At 43.1% G+C, this 18,700-nt stretch carries 17 protein-coding genes; 13 read left to right on the top strand and 4 right to left on the bottom strand.

Annotation, left to right across the window (positions count from 1 at the left end):
• Positions 1-150 precede the first annotated feature (150 nt).
• The 4 genes from D7322_RS07430 to pdeM are packed head-to-tail and all read left to right on the top strand — an operon-like array spanning position 151 to position 5,828.
• Complete coding sequence (locus tag D7322_RS07430) at positions 151-1,134, top strand: ligase-associated DNA damage response exonuclease (protein ID WP_121122824.1); 984 nt, start codon at positions 151-153, stop codon at positions 1,132-1,134.
• Positions 1,131-2,711, top strand: coding sequence for an ATP-dependent DNA ligase (locus D7322_RS07425; RefSeq protein WP_121122822.1), 1,581 nt, complete (start codon positions 1,131-1,133; stop codon positions 2,709-2,711). Before D7322_RS07430 ends, D7322_RS07425 begins: the two co-directional genes overlap by 4 nt.
• 1 nt (position 2,712) lies before the next feature.
• The gene (locus tag D7322_RS07420) at positions 2,713-5,175 is read left to right on the top strand and encodes a ligase-associated DNA damage response DEXH box helicase (protein WP_183078634.1); all 2,463 of its coding nucleotides are present in this window, start codon (positions 2,713-2,715) and stop codon (positions 5,173-5,175) included.
• The gene (pdeM, locus tag D7322_RS07415) at positions 5,172-5,828 is read left to right on the top strand and encodes a ligase-associated DNA damage response endonuclease PdeM (protein ID WP_121122820.1); all 657 of its coding nucleotides are present in this window, start codon (positions 5,172-5,174) and stop codon (positions 5,826-5,828) included. Before D7322_RS07420 ends, pdeM begins: the two co-directional genes overlap by 4 nt.
• On the opposite strand, the gene D7322_RS07410 is transcribed toward pdeM, so the two are convergent.
• From D7322_RS07410 to D7322_RS07395, 4 genes are all read right to left on the bottom strand, one after another.
• On the bottom strand, positions 5,829-6,791 hold the full coding sequence (locus tag D7322_RS07410; RefSeq protein ID WP_121122818.1) for a helix-turn-helix transcriptional regulator: 963 nt from the start codon (positions 6,789-6,791) through the stop codon (positions 5,829-5,831). It abuts the gene before it with no gap.
• 72 nt (positions 6,792-6,863) lie between these two features.
• Positions 6,864-7,664, bottom strand: a complete 801-nt coding sequence (locus tag D7322_RS07405) for a heme ABC transporter ATP-binding protein (protein WP_121122816.1) — start codon at positions 7,662-7,664, stop codon at positions 6,864-6,866.
• Between the two features lie 31 nt (positions 7,665-7,695).
• Entirely contained in the window at positions 7,696-8,727 is a 1,032-nt protein-coding gene (locus tag D7322_RS07400) for a FecCD family ABC transporter permease (protein ID WP_245971279.1), read from the bottom strand.
• Positions 8,728-8,732: 5 nt separating this feature from the next.
• Positions 8,733-9,590, bottom strand: a complete 858-nt coding sequence (locus tag D7322_RS07395; RefSeq protein WP_121122812.1) for a heme/hemin ABC transporter substrate-binding protein — start codon at positions 9,588-9,590, stop codon at positions 8,733-8,735.
• A gap of 310 nt (positions 9,591-9,900) precedes the next feature.
• Here D7322_RS07395 and D7322_RS07390 point away from each other — a divergent pair, with 310 nt between their 5' ends.
• The 9 genes from D7322_RS07390 (at position 9,901) to D7322_RS28410 (ending at position 18,402) form a co-directional block, all read left to right on the top strand.
• Entirely contained in the window at positions 9,901-12,279 is a 2,379-nt protein-coding gene (locus D7322_RS07390) for a TonB-dependent receptor (RefSeq protein ID WP_245971278.1), read from the top strand.
• Positions 12,280-12,340: 61 nt separating this feature from the next.
• Positions 12,341-13,096, top strand: coding sequence for an HmuY family protein (locus D7322_RS07385; protein ID WP_121122810.1), 756 nt, complete (start codon positions 12,341-12,343; stop codon positions 13,094-13,096).
• A gap of 28 nt (positions 13,097-13,124) precedes the next feature.
• Entirely contained in the window at positions 13,125-13,799 is a 675-nt protein-coding gene (locus tag D7322_RS07380) for a hypothetical protein (protein ID WP_121122805.1), read from the top strand.
• Between the two features lie 164 nt (positions 13,800-13,963).
• Positions 13,964-14,758, top strand: a complete 795-nt coding sequence (locus D7322_RS07375) for an HmuY family protein (protein ID WP_121122803.1) — start codon at positions 13,964-13,966, stop codon at positions 14,756-14,758.
• Positions 14,759-14,882: 124 nt separating this feature from the next.
• Positions 14,883-15,590 carry a hypothetical protein gene (locus D7322_RS07370; protein WP_121122801.1) on the top strand — a complete coding sequence of 236 codons (708 nt, stop codon included), beginning with the start codon at positions 14,883-14,885 and terminating at the stop codon, positions 15,588-15,590.
• Positions 15,591-15,679: 89 nt separating this feature from the next.
• Positions 15,680-16,483 carry a hypothetical protein gene (locus D7322_RS07365; protein ID WP_121122799.1) on the top strand — a complete coding sequence of 268 codons (804 nt, stop codon included), beginning with the start codon at positions 15,680-15,682 and terminating at the stop codon, positions 16,481-16,483.
• A gap of 83 nt (positions 16,484-16,566) precedes the next feature.
• Complete coding sequence (locus D7322_RS07360; RefSeq protein ID WP_121122797.1) at positions 16,567-17,562, top strand: hypothetical protein; 996 nt, start codon at positions 16,567-16,569, stop codon at positions 17,560-17,562.
• A 101-nt stretch (positions 17,563-17,663) separates the two neighbouring features.
• Positions 17,664-18,227 carry a biliverdin-producing heme oxygenase gene (locus tag D7322_RS07355; protein ID WP_121122795.1) on the top strand — a complete coding sequence of 188 codons (564 nt, stop codon included), beginning with the start codon at positions 17,664-17,666 and terminating at the stop codon, positions 18,225-18,227.
• 28 nt (positions 18,228-18,255) lie between these two features.
• Complete coding sequence (locus D7322_RS28410) at positions 18,256-18,402, top strand: hypothetical protein (RefSeq protein WP_183078633.1); 147 nt, start codon at positions 18,256-18,258, stop codon at positions 18,400-18,402.
• Positions 18,403-18,700: the final 298 nt, after the last annotated feature.

Here is an 18,700-nt window from a genome sequence, read left to right as displayed (position 1 = left end):
TCTTCAGGCAAAAAATTTCCTTACTCCCGCAATTTAATCACTAGGATCGACTTTCACTAAAAAATAAACAAAACTTTAACTTATCCCTGCCTGTTTGAATACATAACATGCTCCATACGGAAGTCATGTTTTCAAAAACAAGGATTCGATATGATTCAATTCACATCAAAAGGCATTTATTGTATTCCTGGAAAATTTTACCTGGACCCATGGCAACCCGTTGATCTTGCCATCATTACACATGGACATGCAGACCACGCGCGCCCGGGCATGAAAAAGTATCTTTGTCACCATTTTACCGTTGGCATATTGAAAAGTCGCATCGGGCCCGATATCCGGGTTGAAGGTTTAGCCTACAATCAGCCGATTCAGATCAACGGTGTAAAAATTTCTTTACATCCTGCAGGACATATCATTGGCTCAGCGCAGATACGCTTGGAATACAAAGGTAAAGTCACTGTTTTTACGGGAGATTACAAAATCCAGGATGATGGCCTCTCTACCCCTTTTGAACCTGTAAAATGTCATGAACTAATTACCGAAAGTACGTTTGGACTGCCGATCTATCGCTGGGAAAGTGTTGAAATCCAAAATCAACGACTGAAATCATGGATCACACACAATCAGGGATACAAAAAGACATCCGTATTTATTGGATACTCATTGGGCAAATCCCAAAGGATATTAAATGCGGTAAAGGACATGGGTGAAATATATCTGCATTACAGCATCGCAAAATTAAATATGGCGTACGGTGATGCAGGTTTAAAATTGCCGTCCTACCAGATTATCGATCCGATGAAAGACATGAAACAGCTCGACGGCAAGATCGTATTGCTACCACCGGCATTACTCGATACGCAACTGCTCCAAAAGATACCACATGTTGCCTATGCGATCTGCTCCGGTTGGATGCAAATCCGTGGTGCACGAAGATGGCGCAGTGCAGATGCAGGTTTCGCCATCAGCGATCATGCGGACTGGAACGGATTGCTGCAGGCCGTGAAGGAAAGTGGCGCCGAAAAAGTGTATGTCACGCATGGACAGACAGCCTCATTCAGCAAATATCTGAATGAAATAGGTATTGAAGCCGAAGAAGTAAATACAAATTACGGAGAAGAATTAAGCGTATGATAGAATTTGCAACATTGATCAATGCGCTGGATAGTTCCAATAAAGCCAGCTTAAAAAAAGAAGCGATCATCCGCTTTCTAAGCTTTGCGCCTGAAAAAGATAAACGCTGGTTTCTCGCTTTAATGACCGGCAAAAGGCCAAAGCGTGCGATTTCGACCAAAGAACTCAAAACCTGGGTAATGGAAATTACCAATATCCCGGAATGGTTGTTTGTCGAATGTTACGCCGCAGTCGGTGATCTCTCCGAAACCTTAGCTTTGTTACTGCCTCCCGCATCCGAAAAAATAGACAAAAGTCTCAGTGAATGGATGGAAGACATCTTACTGTTGGCAAATGCTTCAATGGAAGAAAAAAAAGCATTTGTACTCACTTCCTGGAACAGGCTCAACACTGTTGAACGCTTTATTTTCAACAAATTGCTGGGTGGGAGCTTTCGTTTGGGAATATCCTCCAAAGGGCTGATAAACACAATTGCAGCACATTTCCAGATCGAGCCGAGCATTGTCACCCACAGTATTATGGGCGAGTGGAATCCCCACGACTACGCTTTTGACAAACTCGTTCGCGGCGAATATAGCAATACCAATCTCTCAAAACCTTATCCCTTTTGCCTGGCTTACCCCATTGAAAAGGAAGTGGAAGAACTTGGCACGATAACGGAATGGCAATGCGAATACAAATGGGACGGTATACGCGGACAGCTGATCAAACGAAGCGACGAAATCTTTATCTGGTCAAGAGGTGAGGAACTTGTCACTGAACAGTTCCCTGAAATCACCGATGCGCTCAGACAATGGCAAGGAAGCTTTGTCTTGGACGGTGAGATTCTGGCGGCGAAAGAGGGGCAGATATTGAATTTTAATGAACTACAAAAAAGGATCAATCGCAAGGTAATTTCCAGGACCCTACGTGAAGAAGTCCCTATTGTTGTATACCTTTATGATTTATTGGAGCTGGATGGTAAAGACCTCCGATCTGAGCCACTGCAGGACAGGCGCAAGTTATTGGAACAGCTGTGCCAAGGTCATGTTGGCCCCGCAATACAGCTGTCTCCACTTATTCATGGCGAAAATTGGGCCGACCTACGGAAATTACAAGCGGCCTCGCGTGCCTTGAACAGTGAGGGCATTATGCTTAAAAAGAAAGATTCCGTTTATTATGTTGGCCGAAAAAAGGGCGGTTGGTGGAAATGGAAAGTCAATCCCATGACCATCGATGCCGTGTTAATATATGCGCAAAAAGGTAGTGGGCGCAGAAGCGCGCATTATACGGACTATACCTTTGCCGTCAAAGACGGTGACCACTTAGTAAGCATCGCAAAAGCATATTCGGGACTTACAGATAAAGAAATACTTGAGGTCAGCCGCTATATCCGTCAGAATGCAGTGGAGAAATTCGGACCGGTCAGAACTGTTAAACCCGAACTTGTATTTGAAATTGCCTTCGAAGGAATAGGCTATAGCCAGCGCCACAAATCGGGTGTCGCCCTGCGCTTCCCCCGCATTTTGCGCTGGCGCAGGGATAAAAAAGCGGCCGATATAGACACATTGGAAAACATCAAAAAATTAATACCATAAGTTGAGTCAAAAGATAACACACAGTGAGGGGTTCAAGATCGTCAATCGTTATTTTGAATCCTTGGGCAATACCCCTTTTGGCTTTCAGGTTAAAACCTGGGAGCAGTACATGCTGGGATACAGTGGAATGGTCATTGCCCCGACAGGATTTGGCAAAACATTTTCGGTGTTTATGGCGGTCCTGATCGATTACATGAATTATCCCGAACGCTACCAAAAAGGACTAAAATTACTATGGATTACGCCTTTGCGCTCCTTGGCAAAGGATTTGGCCAGAGCAATGCAGACCGCCATAGACGATATCGGATTAGATTGGATCGTACAGGTACGGAATGGGGACACCGATCCAAAGATCAGAGCGCAACAGACCAAAGCGATGCCTGACATTCTTTTGGTGACTCCGGAAAGCCTTCATCTCCTGCTCGCTCAAAAACAACGTGATAAATATTTCAGGAATATCCGATGCATTACTGTAGATGAATGGCACGAACTTATTGGAAATAAACGTGGAGTTATGGTAGAATTGGCATTATCGTACTTAAAATATAAATATAACGATCTCCAGATCTGGGGTATCACTGCTACCATAGGCAATCTGGACCAAGCAATGGATGTACTGTTGCCAGGAGAAGAAAAGAGCGTGCAGATAATCGCAAAGGAGAAAAAGAAAATTGCGATCAGATCTATCTACCCAGACAAAGTGGAGCTCCTTCCCTGGGCCGGGCATCTAGGTGGCAACCTCGTGAATCAGGTTGTCCCCATTATACTGGAAAGCAAGAGTACGATCCTTTTCACCAATACCCGTAGCCAGAGTGAACTCTGGTATCAGCTATTACTACAGGCGCATCCCGATTTTGCAGGACAGATTGCGCTGCATCACAGCTCAGTAGATGCCCACATCCGCGAATGGATCGAAGAAAATCTGAGCAGTGGAAAGCTAAAAGCAGTGGTATCTACTTCATCCCTGGATCTGGGCGTGGATTTTAAGCCCGTGGATACCGTGATTCAAATCGGATCAAGCAAAGGGGTAGCCAGATTTATGCAACGCGCCGGAAGAAGTGGCCACAGTCCTTTTGAAACATCAATTATCTACTTCGTTCCGACACATTCCCTGGAGCTCATCGAAGTCGCCGCTTTAAAGGAAGCTGTCAAAACCCGGACCATAGAAAACCGCGACCCCATGGTCCAGAGTTTCGATGTGTTGGTACAGTTTATGGTCACGATCGCACTCGGAGGCGGCTTCCGATCGACAGAACTCCATCATATCGTTGCCCGGACCCACGCGTTCAACTATATGGAAGATGAGGAATGGCAGTGGTGTATGTACTTTATTACCGCGGGTGGCAAAATCGGCAAACGCTATGAGGAATTTCACAAAGTAGTACAGGACAATGACGGCAACTGGGTAATAAAAAATAGACGAATCGCCCTGCTCCATCGGCTGAATATCGGTGCTATCGTTGGCGATGCCATGATGCGCGTTAAATTCCTTTCGGGAGGATATATTGGAATGATCGAGGAATATTTTATCAGCAAACTGAAGAAAGGCGAACGATTTAACCTTGCCGGCCGTATTCTCGAGCTTGTTATGGTCAAGGATATGACTGTATTTGTCAAGAATTCATCCGGTAAAGCCATTACGCCGAGCTGGCTGGGAGGCAGACTACCGCTTTCTTCCAACCTGAGCCATTTTTTGCGTAAAAAACTTGCAGAAGCAATAAGTCCCGGCAACACTGAAAAAGAACTGCGCTTCCTGGTACCATTGATCCAGAAGCAGCAAAGTCTTTCGGCTGTGCCCAATGAATCACAATTTCTTGTCGAACACATCAAGACCAGAGAAGGACACCATCTATTTTTCTATCCGCTGGAAGGGCGATTGATCCACGAAGTCATGGCCGCCCTCGTCGCTTACCGCATCAGCAAACGCTATCCCATTAGTTTTTCCATGGCCATGAATGACTATGGTTTCGAACTTTATTCCGACAAAGAAATTCAATTGGATCACGCACAATTAACCGAGATACTGAGCCGGGAAAATCTCATGCAGGACGTGATCAGTAGCATCAACTCCGCAGAAATGGCAAGCCGCAAATTCCGCGATATTGCTGTAATTTCCGGATTGGTGATACAAAACTATCCCGGAACCCAACAAAACAACAAATCCCTGCAAGCTTCATCGGGTATTATATTTCGTGTTTTAATGGATCATGATCCGGACAATCTATTGTTAAAGCAGGCTTTCACCGAAGTATTCAACCAACAACTGGAGGAATACCGTCTGATAAAAGCATTTGAAAGAATAAACAATAGCCAAATCATCTATACCTTTGCAGAGGAATACACACCGCTGAGTTTCCCGATCAAAGTGGACAGTTTACGCCAGTCTCTTTCAAGTGAAGCGTTGATCGAGCGGATCCAACGCATGGAGCATGCAAATAAATCAAAACGTGGACAAAGAAAATGAATATACAGGAACAGCACATTACATTCAACAAACAAACACTTATCCTTAATAATCAGCGCACGGTCTTTTGGCCGAAGCAGAATACCCTTATTCTATCCGACCTTCATCTTGGTAAAGCTGCACATTTCCGCAAACATGGAATTCCTATCCCTTCAGATATAGCTAGCCGCGATCTCCATAGACTAGCTGCGCTAATTGATCACTATAGGGCAGAGAACATTTTGGTTGTCGGCGACCTTATTCATGCAGAAATCAATCAGGAAGTCCTTTTGCTTGCAGCGTTTAAACAAAAATATGCTGATCTAAATTTTCATCTGGTCCCCGGTAACCATGATAGAAAAGTGGAGAAATTAGCTGAACAGGTTGATTTGATCTATCACGGCGGCAAGTTCGAGCTGGAGCAGATCTCCTTTGTACATGAACCGACCATAGATCCGTCGGCTTTCACCATCAGCGGACATATTCATCCCGGCGTCAGTATCAAACTCCCGCCCAACAAACATCTCCGTCTGCCCTGCTTCTGGGTCTCCGTACAGCAGATTATTCTACCGGCATTTAGCAAGTTTACAGGACTCGATAGCCGAAGAATGCCACAGGAGTACGATTGCTATGCCTTGCACGACGAAATAATCCTGCCACTAAAAAATAGCTAATTACATTTTAAGTTCAATAGGTGAGATTCCATAGTATTTTTTAAACGCACTGCTAAAGTTATTCTGATGACCATATCCGGTCAGCAAAGCAACCTCATAAACTGTCATCTTATCATCCAATAGATAACTTTTGGCCTTTTCCATGCGGATTCGGGTGAGATAATCGTGGATTGTCACCGAAAAATATTCTTTAAAATCCTTTCGCAGCTTACTTTCACTTGTCAATACCTCCGCCGCCAGTTCTTTTTGTGTCGGCGGATTGGCAATACGCTGTTCGAGAATCTGCCGAGCCTGTTCCAGGCGCTGCACGTCTTCGTCATGAAATAACGAAACGGCCTGATCATTTTTCTCGTTATACTGCTCAAATTGGTACATCAGCAATTCAACAATGCGCGACTCAGTATGCAGCCGCCGTATCTCACCTTTTTTCTTCGATTCGATAAGTTCGGCTATGGTGTGCTGCATCTCATAGGTTGCCATCAGATCTTCTTCTGCAAACGATGTATACTCCCCTTTTTCGATTTCATGCACAAACTGCTGGTGCAACAACGAATCCCGCTTAATCAGGTTCAGGTAATATTCTTTGGATATAACGGCAATAAAATACGTATACTCAATACCGGGTTCCACCTGATGCACCGATTTAACCGAAGGTATATAGCGGATATTATGTCTGCTCATCCCGTAGGGCAATTTACTGGCCGCAGGTTTAAAGAATATAAATTGACTGGTAATGGTCTCCCCTTCGATCTCGGTCAATATCTGTACAGGCCGATCAAATTGCATTTTCGAATGCAATATAAATAAGCCCGATGTGGAGAGCTGAAAATTCTCCATATGAACAGGCTCTGTATGGATTGTGATTTTATTTTCTACTAAAGGTTTGTCAGGCACATAGCCGTCTGGTATTTCTTCTTCAAAAAGCCAATCAGCCAACTCAACTATTTTACTTTTCACCAACATGATTTCAATCCAAATAAGCCCACAGCAGTTAAAATTAACAAATTAGAGCGGTAATTAAAAATTATTTATAATCTATCTAAATAATTCAAGATCAATCTCCATCTCCTCCAATTGTACATACGGTTTCAATGTACGTGGATTCATGATCACATTGGATTCAACCGAAAAAATGGTGTAGATTTCTTTCTGGGCCAGCACCTCCACAGGTGTACCATGAAAAAGCTTGCGCCCATGTTTGAGCATCAAAATCCGATCGGCATACATTGCGGCAAAATTGACATCGTGCACAATCAAAACAACCATAAATCCTTTACGGGCCAGCGCTCTGGCTATAGCAAGCACCTTTTGCTGATAATGCAGATCTAAGGCTGAAATAGGTTCGTCAAGTAACAGGAGCGCATCGGGACTATCCCAGATCTGTGCTAAAACACGCGCGAGATGAACCCGTTGTTGTTCCCCTCCCGAGAGGCTCAGAAAATCCCGATCGGCAAAAGCGGTCACACCACAGAGTTCCATCGTTTCGGCCACTACCTTATAGTCGTGCGCTGTGGGAGTATTTTTATAATGGGGGTATCTGCCCATTAAAACAATCTCTTCCACCTTAAAACTCAATGTCATCTGTTGCTGCTGACTTAACAGCGCCCTGCATTTGGATAATGTTGCCGCATCATACGCAGATAGTAGTTTTCCATTGAAATGGATCTGCCCAGAATCAGGTTTTTTCTCTCCACATAATACCCCCATCAAGGTGGACTTTCCTGCGCCATTGGCTCCGAGCACAGCTAAAATCTCCCCTTTACGAACCTGAAAGGTAATGTCTTTCAGCAGTTTCCGGCCTTTCACCTCATAGTTGATTTTCTCTACACGCAACATAAAAAATAGTATTTAAACGTCCGAACGAAGACTATTTATCCTTGATTAAAATATACAAAAATACAGGCGTCCCCAACAGGGCCGTAATCACTCCGATAGGCAATTCTATCGGTGCTACCGATACCCTGGCGATAACATCTGCCAGCGTCAGCACCAAAGCGCCTAAAAGCAATGAGCCCGGAAGTACAAAACGATGATCCGGTCCTCCCATCAGGCGTACGGTATGCGGGACAATAAGTCCTACAAAACCGATAATTCCCGATACGGCCACCGAGGCACCGACAGCAAGAGTCGATAAAATGACCACCCACCTTTTTACACGATCAGTGCGCATTCCCAATAAATCAGCCTGAAGTTCGCCCAGGGCAAATGCATTCAAAGACTTCCCAAAAAATGGAAGAATAAACAGGGAAATACATATAAAAGGGCCTATCGCCAATAAATTGTCCCAGGTAGCTCCCCCTAGACTGCCCAGCATCCAAAACGTAATGGTGCGGAGCTGCTGCTCTGTAGACATGTAGGTCATTAACCCTGTAAGTGCGCCCGCGAATGCATTGATGGCTATACCCGCCAACAGCATCGTCGTCACATTGGGGCGACCATTTTTACGGGCTATACGATACACCAGAAAGGCCGTCAGCCCAGCGCCGACAAAAGCACCGAAAGCCAAAATATAATAACCTAGCCACGCTGAAAGCGAGGTCAGCAGAAACGTTTCAAATGCGATAATCAATACGGCGAACAAGGACGCGCCGGAAGAAATACCGATTAACCCGGGCTCAGCGAGCGGATTTCGAAAAATTCCCTGAATGGTAGCGCCCGAGATACCCAAGGCGGCTCCGACCAACAGCCCCAACAATAAACGCGGCATGCGGATCTCAAATAAAACGTTGGCCTGCATGCTGTTTTGATCAGTAGATTCCGCGTGATCTATCTTCCCCATTAACATGGATAAGATATCTCCGGGAGGTATGTGATAAGCCCCCATACCTAATGCAATAATACATGTAACGATCAATATCAGGCTCAATGCCAGCAATATTACTTTCTGCTTCTTCTGCACCTGATCTATTTTGAGTCCATTACTTTTTCAAATCCACGGTGCAGTTCCAAGATCGCATCCGGCAGCCGATTACTGAAGTTAACCAGCAGGGAAGCATTCATCACCAGTATACGTTTATTTTTACCGGCATTCGTAATACGCATCCCCGGCAATTTAAGAATAGCTTCTTCTCCACCCAGGCTACTGGCACCAAAATCAAACAGTAATATAATATCCGGATTGGCCTGCACCAAGGCCTCTGTCGTATATGGCTTAAAATCCGAGAATTCCTGTACAGCATTCTTTCCTCCGGCTAAATTGATCATGGCATCCAGGCTGCTACCCTTTCCTGCCACACTCATCGTCCCTGTTCCGCGTGCATACAAAAACAATACTTTCGGTACCGCTTTACCCTGATTCTCTTTTTTAACCAATTCAAGGGTACGATTCAGACTTAGTTTTGTTCGTGATGCCAAAGATTTCCCTAAGGATGGCTCTCCGACTGCATCCGCCACTTCCTGTATATAGCGTAAAGCCCCGGCAGCAGAATAATTCGGCTTGACCGCAATAAACTTTACACCGGCGGCACGGATCTGCTGAATGACCGCATTGGCCACATCCCCCTCATTTGCCAGAACAAGCGTAGGGTCGAAAGACAATAAACCCTCGGCAGACACAGAACGATTTTTACTCACCCGCGGCAACGCCGCTGCAGCTTTTGGAGAGATACTGGTCACATCTGTTGCAATCATTCGATCGCCTAAACCAAGCCCATAAATTGTTTCCGTCAGCGAACTGTTCAATGTAATAATCCGTTGCTGCGCGTTTGCCCATCCGACAGTATGCAGCAAACAACATAGCATAAATAAGTAAATTCTACGCATCTCTTTCTTTAACTTCTTTAAAACTGCACAGGATTTTAGTTCCAATTTCCGGCACAGCAACTGTTAGTTGACTACAAAACAAATCAATAATCAGTCTAAATACAAATTATTTTCAATCCTTATAAAGGAAGACAAACCGCAAGAAAAATAAGATATACAACTGTAAAACAGCCAAATAAAACGTAATACCGCCCCCTTTACGGATAAGAAAAATCGAATTAAATAGAATTTATGACAATTTGCATATAGAAAAATCCAATAGTATTGCCTTTTTTTGTAACATTATTTAGAATGATTAAAAATAAAAATAGTGTTTAAAAGCCTCTCTTCTATTCGAACAAGCACCCTGATTGCCCTATGCGCATGCCAGATCTACACTGTGCAAGCACAGGAAAAATGGAAGATTTCAGGAACTTTAAAAAACGAGTCAAACAAGGCAATAGCCAGTGCGACCGTCTATTTGTATCCGGATAAATATGCTTTCAAGACCGATACAGCAGGGAGATTTCAATTTAACAAACTCTATGCGGGCCGTTATGAACTTGTCGCACAGGCATTAGGCTATAAGGAGCTGCGCCAATTTGTAGACTTAACCGATAAAAACCAGCAACTCACAATCACTTTACAAACAGATAACCGTCAGATCGGTGAAGTCGAGGTCAACCGTAAAATGGAGGCCGTTGATAATCTGATCAAAGCCGAAAATGCCGCTATGCCGGTCAAGGTTATCACAAAAAGAGAGATTGAGCTTATGGGGAGCCGGAGGCTAGACGAAGTTCTGAAAGAACAGACCGGTATTGCGATCGTGAATGATATTGCTGGAGGTTCTCGAGCTGTTGGCGTTCAAATTCAGGGGTTTAGCAGCAACTATGTCATGGTATTGGTGGATGGGCAACCTATGCTTGGTCGTAATAGCGGTAATTTTGATCTTTCCCGTATTTCAGTGACCAATATTGAACGTATCGAGATTATCAAGGGAGCATCTTCCTGTTTATACGGCAGTGATGCACTTGGTGGCGCCATCAATATTATTACCCGCCATGGTGCCATAACACCACAGGCACATGCATCCTTGCTCTATGGCAGCCTGAATACAGTCGATGCAACTCTGGAGGCCGAAACACCATTTTCCAATCAACGGGGCAGCGCCGTTGTTTCCGGAAATTACTACCGCACCGATGGGTTCAATACAGACAAGCAATATCTGGATTCAAAGAGTACGACGTTCCCCCCCTATACCAATTACAGTTTTCAGGGCCGTGTACGCTATCGTACAAGCAAAAATGGTACAGTGGGGATGACGGGCCGGTTTGCTGCCCGCGAATCTGAAATGATCAACGCCTGGTCTGAAGACCGCACCTTGCAGGACAAGCAAAAAGATCAGGACATCAATCTGTCAGCCAGCTACGACCATAATTTCGAATCAGGTCTACGCAGCATGACACGTTATTATTTTTCCAGATTTCATTCACAGATTGCAGCCCAATGGTTGCGGCAAGGGGTTTTGGCAAGCGCTGAAGAGTTCGGACAGAATGTACACCGTATCGAGCAGCAGTTTGCCTACAGTCCGATACAACGGATTAAGTTCACAGGTGGAATTGGCGGTAGCCTAGAGCAGATGGATAATCAGGACCTGGATGCCAAGCGTTCGTTGAACAGCGCATTTGCGTACCTCCAGACCGAATGGAAGCCGATAGACCGCTTATTAACGACACTGGGGCTTCGTTATGACCAGACCAATGTGTACAATGGGCATTTGAGTCCAAGTTTAGGCTTGCAGTATCATATCAGCCCTAGTTTATTGATTAAAGGTGGTGTTGGCGCAGGATTCAAAGCACCGGACTACAAGATGCGCTATCAGGTATTTTTCAATCCAGCAGCCAATTATCTGGTCGTGGGAAGCGAACGGGTGGCCGATGTTATTGCCGCCATGGACCAGGCGGGCGAATTGAGTTATAAAAACAGCTATATGCTGAATTTGGTGGCGGGTAATCTGAAGGCCGAAACCAGTCTCTCCAACAATATCGGACTGACCTGGAATCCTTCCAACAAGCTTCAGGCAGATCTCTCCCTTTTCTATCATCGCATCAACAATCAGATCAACACCGTCAGTGTAGGCAATGGTACCAGTATCGCACAGATCTATAGCTACCGTAATCTACCGAAAGCGATGAATAAGGGTTTTGAAGTCTCATTGAGTTACCAAGCGACTAAAGACTTACAACTATCCATGGGCTATCAATACCTGATTGCAAAGGACCTCAGTGTACTGGATAGCATCGCAGCGGGGAACTATCCTTATAATCAGATCAATGATGCTGCAAGCGATCTCTATCGACAGAGCAAAAAATCAGACTATTGGGGCATTGAGGACCGTTCGCGCCATATGGCTAATTTCAAAGCACAATACGAATATAAACCCTGGGGAGTCAATATCAATGCACGCGTCAATTTCCGCGGCAAGACGCCATTTCAGGAGAATAACGGCAATCAATTTATTGACCAATATGACATCTTTATTCCCTATCATACACTGGTGAATATGACAGTCGAAAAAAGTCTAATGAACCGGAGATTAACCCTCCGTCTGATTGGTGATAACCTATTTAATTTTACCAGCCGTTATCTCTTAGGACAGCCCGGACGGGTCATTATGGGCGGCGTGAGTTACCGATGGATGAAGGATTAGAGATTAGAGATTAGAGATTAGAGATTAAAGTTAATGACAAGTATCATAAAGTAGAAAAACAATGAGAACAATTAACATCATTATAGCAGAATGTAGCATATGGCTTTCTTTTCATAAGCTTGGACGCTGTATTTTTTCAGGTTTTCTGGCGCTTATGCTCCTATCCTGTGGAAAGGACAAAGACTATACGATTGGATTGGAAGATGGCAAAAGCATCGTGATTAAAGATCTGGCGGGCGATACCGACGCTGCCATGGGGGACGGAGCCGAGGGCAAGGAAAAACGGCCATTCTACACCTTTCTATTTCGCTTTAAAGATAAAAAGCAGATCTGGATCAAGACAAAGGCCGATTCCATTCAATGGTTGAAGACAAAGGACTGGGATATCGCATTTACAGGTCCATATAATTCCGAGGTGTTCGTTAACAATGCTATGGATGAGTTTAATCCCGGTTATCAGGGTGAAGCCAACAATACGGCCGTGATGCTCCTGAAACAGTCCTACCAAAGCCTTACGGTCGCTCCGTCAGACGAGGAATTTAACAAGAGCGGAACCGGTAAAATTGGCTGGGCATCCAATTCCGAATCGCTCGGCTGGTTTCAGTATAGCCTGAGCACGCATATTATGCAGGCTTTACCCAACCGAACCTATGCCATTCGCCTGCCTGATGGTAAATATGCCAAATTACAATTGATCAATGCCTATAAGGGAAATCCGTCAGCAGTGACCAATATGAACTGGCCTGCCCCCTACTACACATTTAAATATTACGTACAGGAAGACGGTAGCAAAAACTTAAATACAAACACATTATAATAAGGAAAATTACACAATTAAATTAAAGATGAACAAATTATTTACAACAGCAGCACTTGTATGTGCATTGAGTTTGGGTTTTACTTCTTGTAGCAAGGATGATAATAATACAATACAAGTTGAAACTCCGAAAGTTATCAAAGATCTAAAAAGCAATTCAAAAACTGATTTTACTCAAGGGGAACTAGCTGTTAAAAACGACATTTTTTCGCTGAAAAACTTTAAACAATTCGCACGTAGTGAAGATGGAAAACCGACAGCTGAAGCCGCTAAAATATATTATTACAATTTCAGTGAAAATGATGGAACAGATATCAAAACAAATATGATTAGCCTATCTGGCGACACAAAAGTAACACTAACCGCAAACACAGAGAATGGATACACCTTATCTTATATTGATAAAGCATTCAATGATGTCGTTGCAACAGACAACTTTACAGCGATCAGTTCGAACAGCAGTGCTATCTACAAAATGAAATTTGGAGGACAAGAAAGTGTTCGTTCTGAATCCGGTTGGTGCAATTATGACGGCGATAACAATCACCTAGTAACTGCACAGGAAAATAGAACACTTATTATTTCAAAACACGGGAAGCCATTTTTTAAACTAAAGATGAATAGTATCTACGAAAATGAAAAGGCTAATGAAGACGCAAATAATTTCGTCTTCTATTCCATCGATTACCAAGAATTCAAATAAGACAATGGGCAACAGGGAAAATCTTCCTATTGCCTGTTTATTGCTAATCAGCTAAAACCAAAATTAATATATAAAATATCATTTTTCATACACAAGTAATAGGCTAAACTCTTTACCTTTACTATTATTTAGAATGATTTTAAATAAAAACAGATACATAACAGATGAATATATCAAGACAGCTCACCAGAACAAAGTATATTGCATTGCTCTGCATTGGTCTAGCAATCAATACCGCTTGTAGCAAATCGGATCCAGCAACAGAACCTGTTGTTGAACCACCCAAAGAAGAAGAAAGCAATACAAGCCTTTACAATAAATTGATTACCGTACGCGATTTTGCCGCTACGGATAAAAACGATGGACAGAACGCTGCCCCTACCGTCTATTATAGCTTAGAGACAAATAAACCTATACCGGAGACACATCGCCAGACACGGAATTGGGACGTTGCCTTTAGCAATATCTTCAATAGCCATGTGTCTGGAAACAATGGGTCCAATAACACAAATTTCGGATATGGCAACAACGCAACCGGTGGTATCCTGATTGTCGAGAAAGCATTTGATGAAGTGACCGAAATCCCAGCTGATTCAGAGTTTAAACTTATTGGTGATGCGATCGGTATGGATCAAAATGGTGACGAAGGAAATGGGGTTGGTTGGTGTTTATACGATTTTTTTGGAACCTTAGTTAAGCAACATACACCAAACAAAGAAACTGAACATGTTGCTTATGCGCTAGGAAATGAGCTGAGACTACTCAATGGAAAAGTCGTCAAACCTAGGACGTTAATTGTCCGGACTGCAAAAGGAAACTATGCAAAGATTAAACCGGTTTCCATGTACAAAGGCCTGTATAAGCCTGAAGAATGGTTCAAAAGTTCTCCCCACGTATTTATCTCCTTTGATTATGTCCTTGTGCCAAAAGGCAGCAAAAAATTTGAGATAAAACCTTAGATAGTACAATTCTTATTCAAAAAAAACCGGATATACGGTCGAGGTACATCCGGTAACAAATTGACTAATTAACATATATTTATTAACTAGCCCACTGTAGAAGTGGCAAAATTACGAAAAAGAAATGAAAATCAGATTCACAACTTTATCAATTGCCTTAGGTCTTGCCGCGATTGGCATGACAACATCATGTAGCAAAGACAATTCACTTGCACCTAATGTAGAAGAGCAATCAATTAGCAAACGCGCTGTCACACCTTCACCAACAATTGGTGGTACAGTAAACTTTACCGCAACAGGCACAAAAGGATATTTAAAAACCATTGCTACTGGCACTTATGGTGCACGCAATTTCCACCAAGGCACTGTACCTGATTTAGTGGATACAACGCAATGGAAAAACCCAGCAAGCACCTATTACTACAACTTGATCACCAATGATGGCGGTACATCCACTAGCTATGATTTTCAATTTAGTGGTACAGCTAATGCGAGTTTGACTGTAAATACTTCAAAATACGACCTCTATTACGTCAATACAGCTTTTGAATCAGTCTCTGCGAGTACTTCAGCAACATTAATTTCAAATGGTGTTGCAGGCTCCAATAGTCTGAATGGAATCGGCAACTCGAGTAGTACTGGATGGTACATCTATAATCTTAGCAACCACATTATGAGCAGCTATGGGCCTAGAACGTATATTTTAGAAAACAAGACAACCGGAGATAAATGGAAATTGCGTTTAAATAGTGTTTATAAGGACGAAACTCCAAATGCAAGTTACGCAGCGACAAACTTTCCTTTTATGAGTTTCGATTATAAGAAACTATAATAGGCCTTAATACCCTTATTTTTTAATAAGAATTGTAAATTTTAATTCCGGTACCGGCCTTGCTGGTACCGGTTATTTTCCCAACTAAAATGAAAAATCAGTTATTAACCATCCAAAAATTTAAGATCGCTATAGGCCTTTTATTGAGCAGCTTATATTTAAGTTCCTGTACCAAAACAGAAATCCAGCCCTACGAGCCGGAGAGCATGGCCCGGATCAGCAGCTTTAAGATTGTCAACACCAGCAAAGAAATCATCGGCGCCATAGACAACGAGACCAAGACCATTACCGTCACCCTACCAGAGGGACTTTATATGACCAGTTTAGAACCCGAAATAAAAGTCGCCACGGGCGCTACCCTAAAACAGGGTTCAGATACACTGATCACTAATATGGTCGATTATTTTACCAAAGGGCGTACCATTCAATACCCTGTTACCGCTACGGATGGCAGTACAGCCACCTATACGCTAACTGTCAAAAGCGACCAACCAGCACTTCATATGCAAGAGGTTAGTTCAGATCCAAACGCACCTGTTGTGTACGATCAGACACACGGTTATGTCTTTAATTTTATCCATATCAATACCGTCCAACCCAATTATCCTTTTATTGGAAATTATGAAATAGATTTAACTATAGCGCGTGCAAGTCTGGTCGATAAGGATGGGAAAGAATATTTTTTTAAACAAATAACTTCGGGCACTCCGCCAAGCATTAGCAATTCTTACATCGAACTACCATTAAATTCAATTGAGGGACGGATGACAGGAAGCGGCAGTTCGTTACAGTACAATAAAGTGCCAGCAGCGGGTGATTACTATGTCAAAGTACGTTACTATAGCCGTGAGGAAACCTTAAAAAATCCGATTCGAATTATTTACGACAACTAACTATACATGAATAGCTTATGGATGAAATTCATTTGCTTTTCGTCTTTACACATGCCTTTTGACGATAGAAAGTCACCACAACCATGAAAAAAAGAAACACATTATACCGTATTCCCGTCATGTTGCTGACCATGGGAATCACACTATTCTCGGCTTGCAAAAAAGAGTATGAAATTGCTCCGGAACCTTACACAGAAATCACTTCTTTTAAAATCCCTTACAACGCGGGCAAAGATACCATTGTAGCAGCAGTGGAAGGAGAAACCATCTATGTCTCCTGGCCAGGCTCTACCGAATGGCCTATTCCCGAGACAGTTGCTCCCATTATCAACATTTCCAAAAATGCAAGTATCAGCCCTGCTTCGGGAACAGCTATTGCACTCAAAGATGGACTGCAATATCAGGTTAAAGCCCAGGATGGCACCCTCAAAACCTATACCATAAAACTGTCAAATGGTGCGCTTCTTCCCTCCTTCCAAGACGAAGAAACCCAAGTGACGGCAATTGTCGGCCAAAGCAATTTCTCTATCCGAATGAATAATCTTGCGCTGGATGGAAGCGATGATCTCTACCTCGTCGACGATCAGAATAAAAGCTATAAACTCATATCGAATACATTTACTACTTTCTATGTGGATCAGCAAGATGGTTCAGGTATTCCTGCCGGTGATTACTACGCGCAGGTAATCAACAAATTCAGCATCCCGGTTAAAAGTAGTAAAAAGTTTATAACCGTTCCTGCCGACCAATCCCTTCCGTACGTATATTTTAACCATACCAAAGAATGGCAGGTCAAAAGAGGTGAAATTATCAATCTGCCCGCAAGGCATTTGACCAAAGCATCTGACATTCGCGTTGTGGATTTAAAATACACCGAAGAAGGTTATCCCAACAGCTTGCGTTTGACTTTCCTTGGTATTTCTGACGATTTAAAATCCATTAGAGTGCAGATACCCGAGGATGCGCCGGTAGGCCTTACTTCAGATTTAGGCAATGGCATTAGCATACGTGTACGGCTCGATCAATTTTATGAGCAGGCAACACCATATCATGCCTATCCAATCAAAATCGTGGAGTAAAATCCTATCGTTTTTCATAGATGATAAACCAAAAAACAGCATAAAAAATTGGAAATAAATACGAATCTTTGTATAGAATCGTTATAAATAAAAGAAAGAACATGTTAAGCCAACATATCAAAGAGCATACGCACGCTGCTCACCAAAACGTAGAAGGAACGATCGTGCGCCAATTGAAAAATATTCGTTCTGAAGCAGATTATGCCGAAGTTTTAAAGGGTTTCTATGCCTATTTCCGTGCAGTGGAAGATAGCATCGCTCCTTTTGTCACAGCCGAAGTATTACCGGATCTTGCAGAGCGCCGCAACTCATCCTATATTAAAAGTGACATCGAAGCCTTAGGCGGCAACGTCGACAACCTTCCGGAAGCAACAGCTCCAGCGGTAACAAATGTACAGGAAGCTCTTGCGTCATTATATGTACTGGAAGGATCGATCATGGGGGGGCCCTACATCGTACAGATGCTGAACAAATATGGCGTCAACAAGGGGACTTCCTTCTTTGAAGGGTATGGTGAAAATAGCCGTGAGATGTGGGCTGGATTTACCGCTGTATTGAATAAATATGCTGCGGATCCTGCAACTTATGATCGTTCGGTAGAAATTGCCAACCAAACTTTTTATAACTTTGGTGAAGTATTCACTCCTATTACCAGTGCAAACTAAAAAGGAGCGGTATTGTTTAATCCTTCAGATGGAGCAAAAAGACAATAATAAGGACAATAAATCAAAATGGTTGAAGCGGGCCGGCATGGGGGCCTTCATCTTCTTCCTGGCGAAAGGACTTGTTTGGCTTGCGGTATTTTTTTTCGCCGCTAAGTCCTGTAGCGATTTTACTTAACTTTTAAACAGAACCAGTCTCCTCATTCAATCGGGATATTCAGTAAATGTTATAAAAAATGGTGGTCAGAATAATTTCGGTCACCATTTTTTGTTCTGTTATCCCGATCTTTGTAAGATTTTTCCGCTGGTTTAAGCACCCCATTGCCAAAAAGCTGCTTTTTCGTTTTTTTGGGCATAGCTGTCCCCTGAACACCCGTTCTTCCACCTATTTTCTGTGATCTTTTAAGCCGCTTTTTCCTGCTGGCCCTGCATCTTGGGGATCATCCGCACCGCATTTGCTGTATGGATGCCAAAGA

The sequence above is a fragment of the Sphingobacterium puteale genome (genome assembly GCF_003627955.1).
Classification (GTDB): Bacteria; Bacteroidota; Bacteroidia; order Sphingobacteriales; family Sphingobacteriaceae; genus Sphingobacterium; species Sphingobacterium puteale.
The sequence above is the reverse complement of the archived record's forward strand: the minus strand, read 5'-3'. Positions and strand labels throughout refer to the sequence as shown.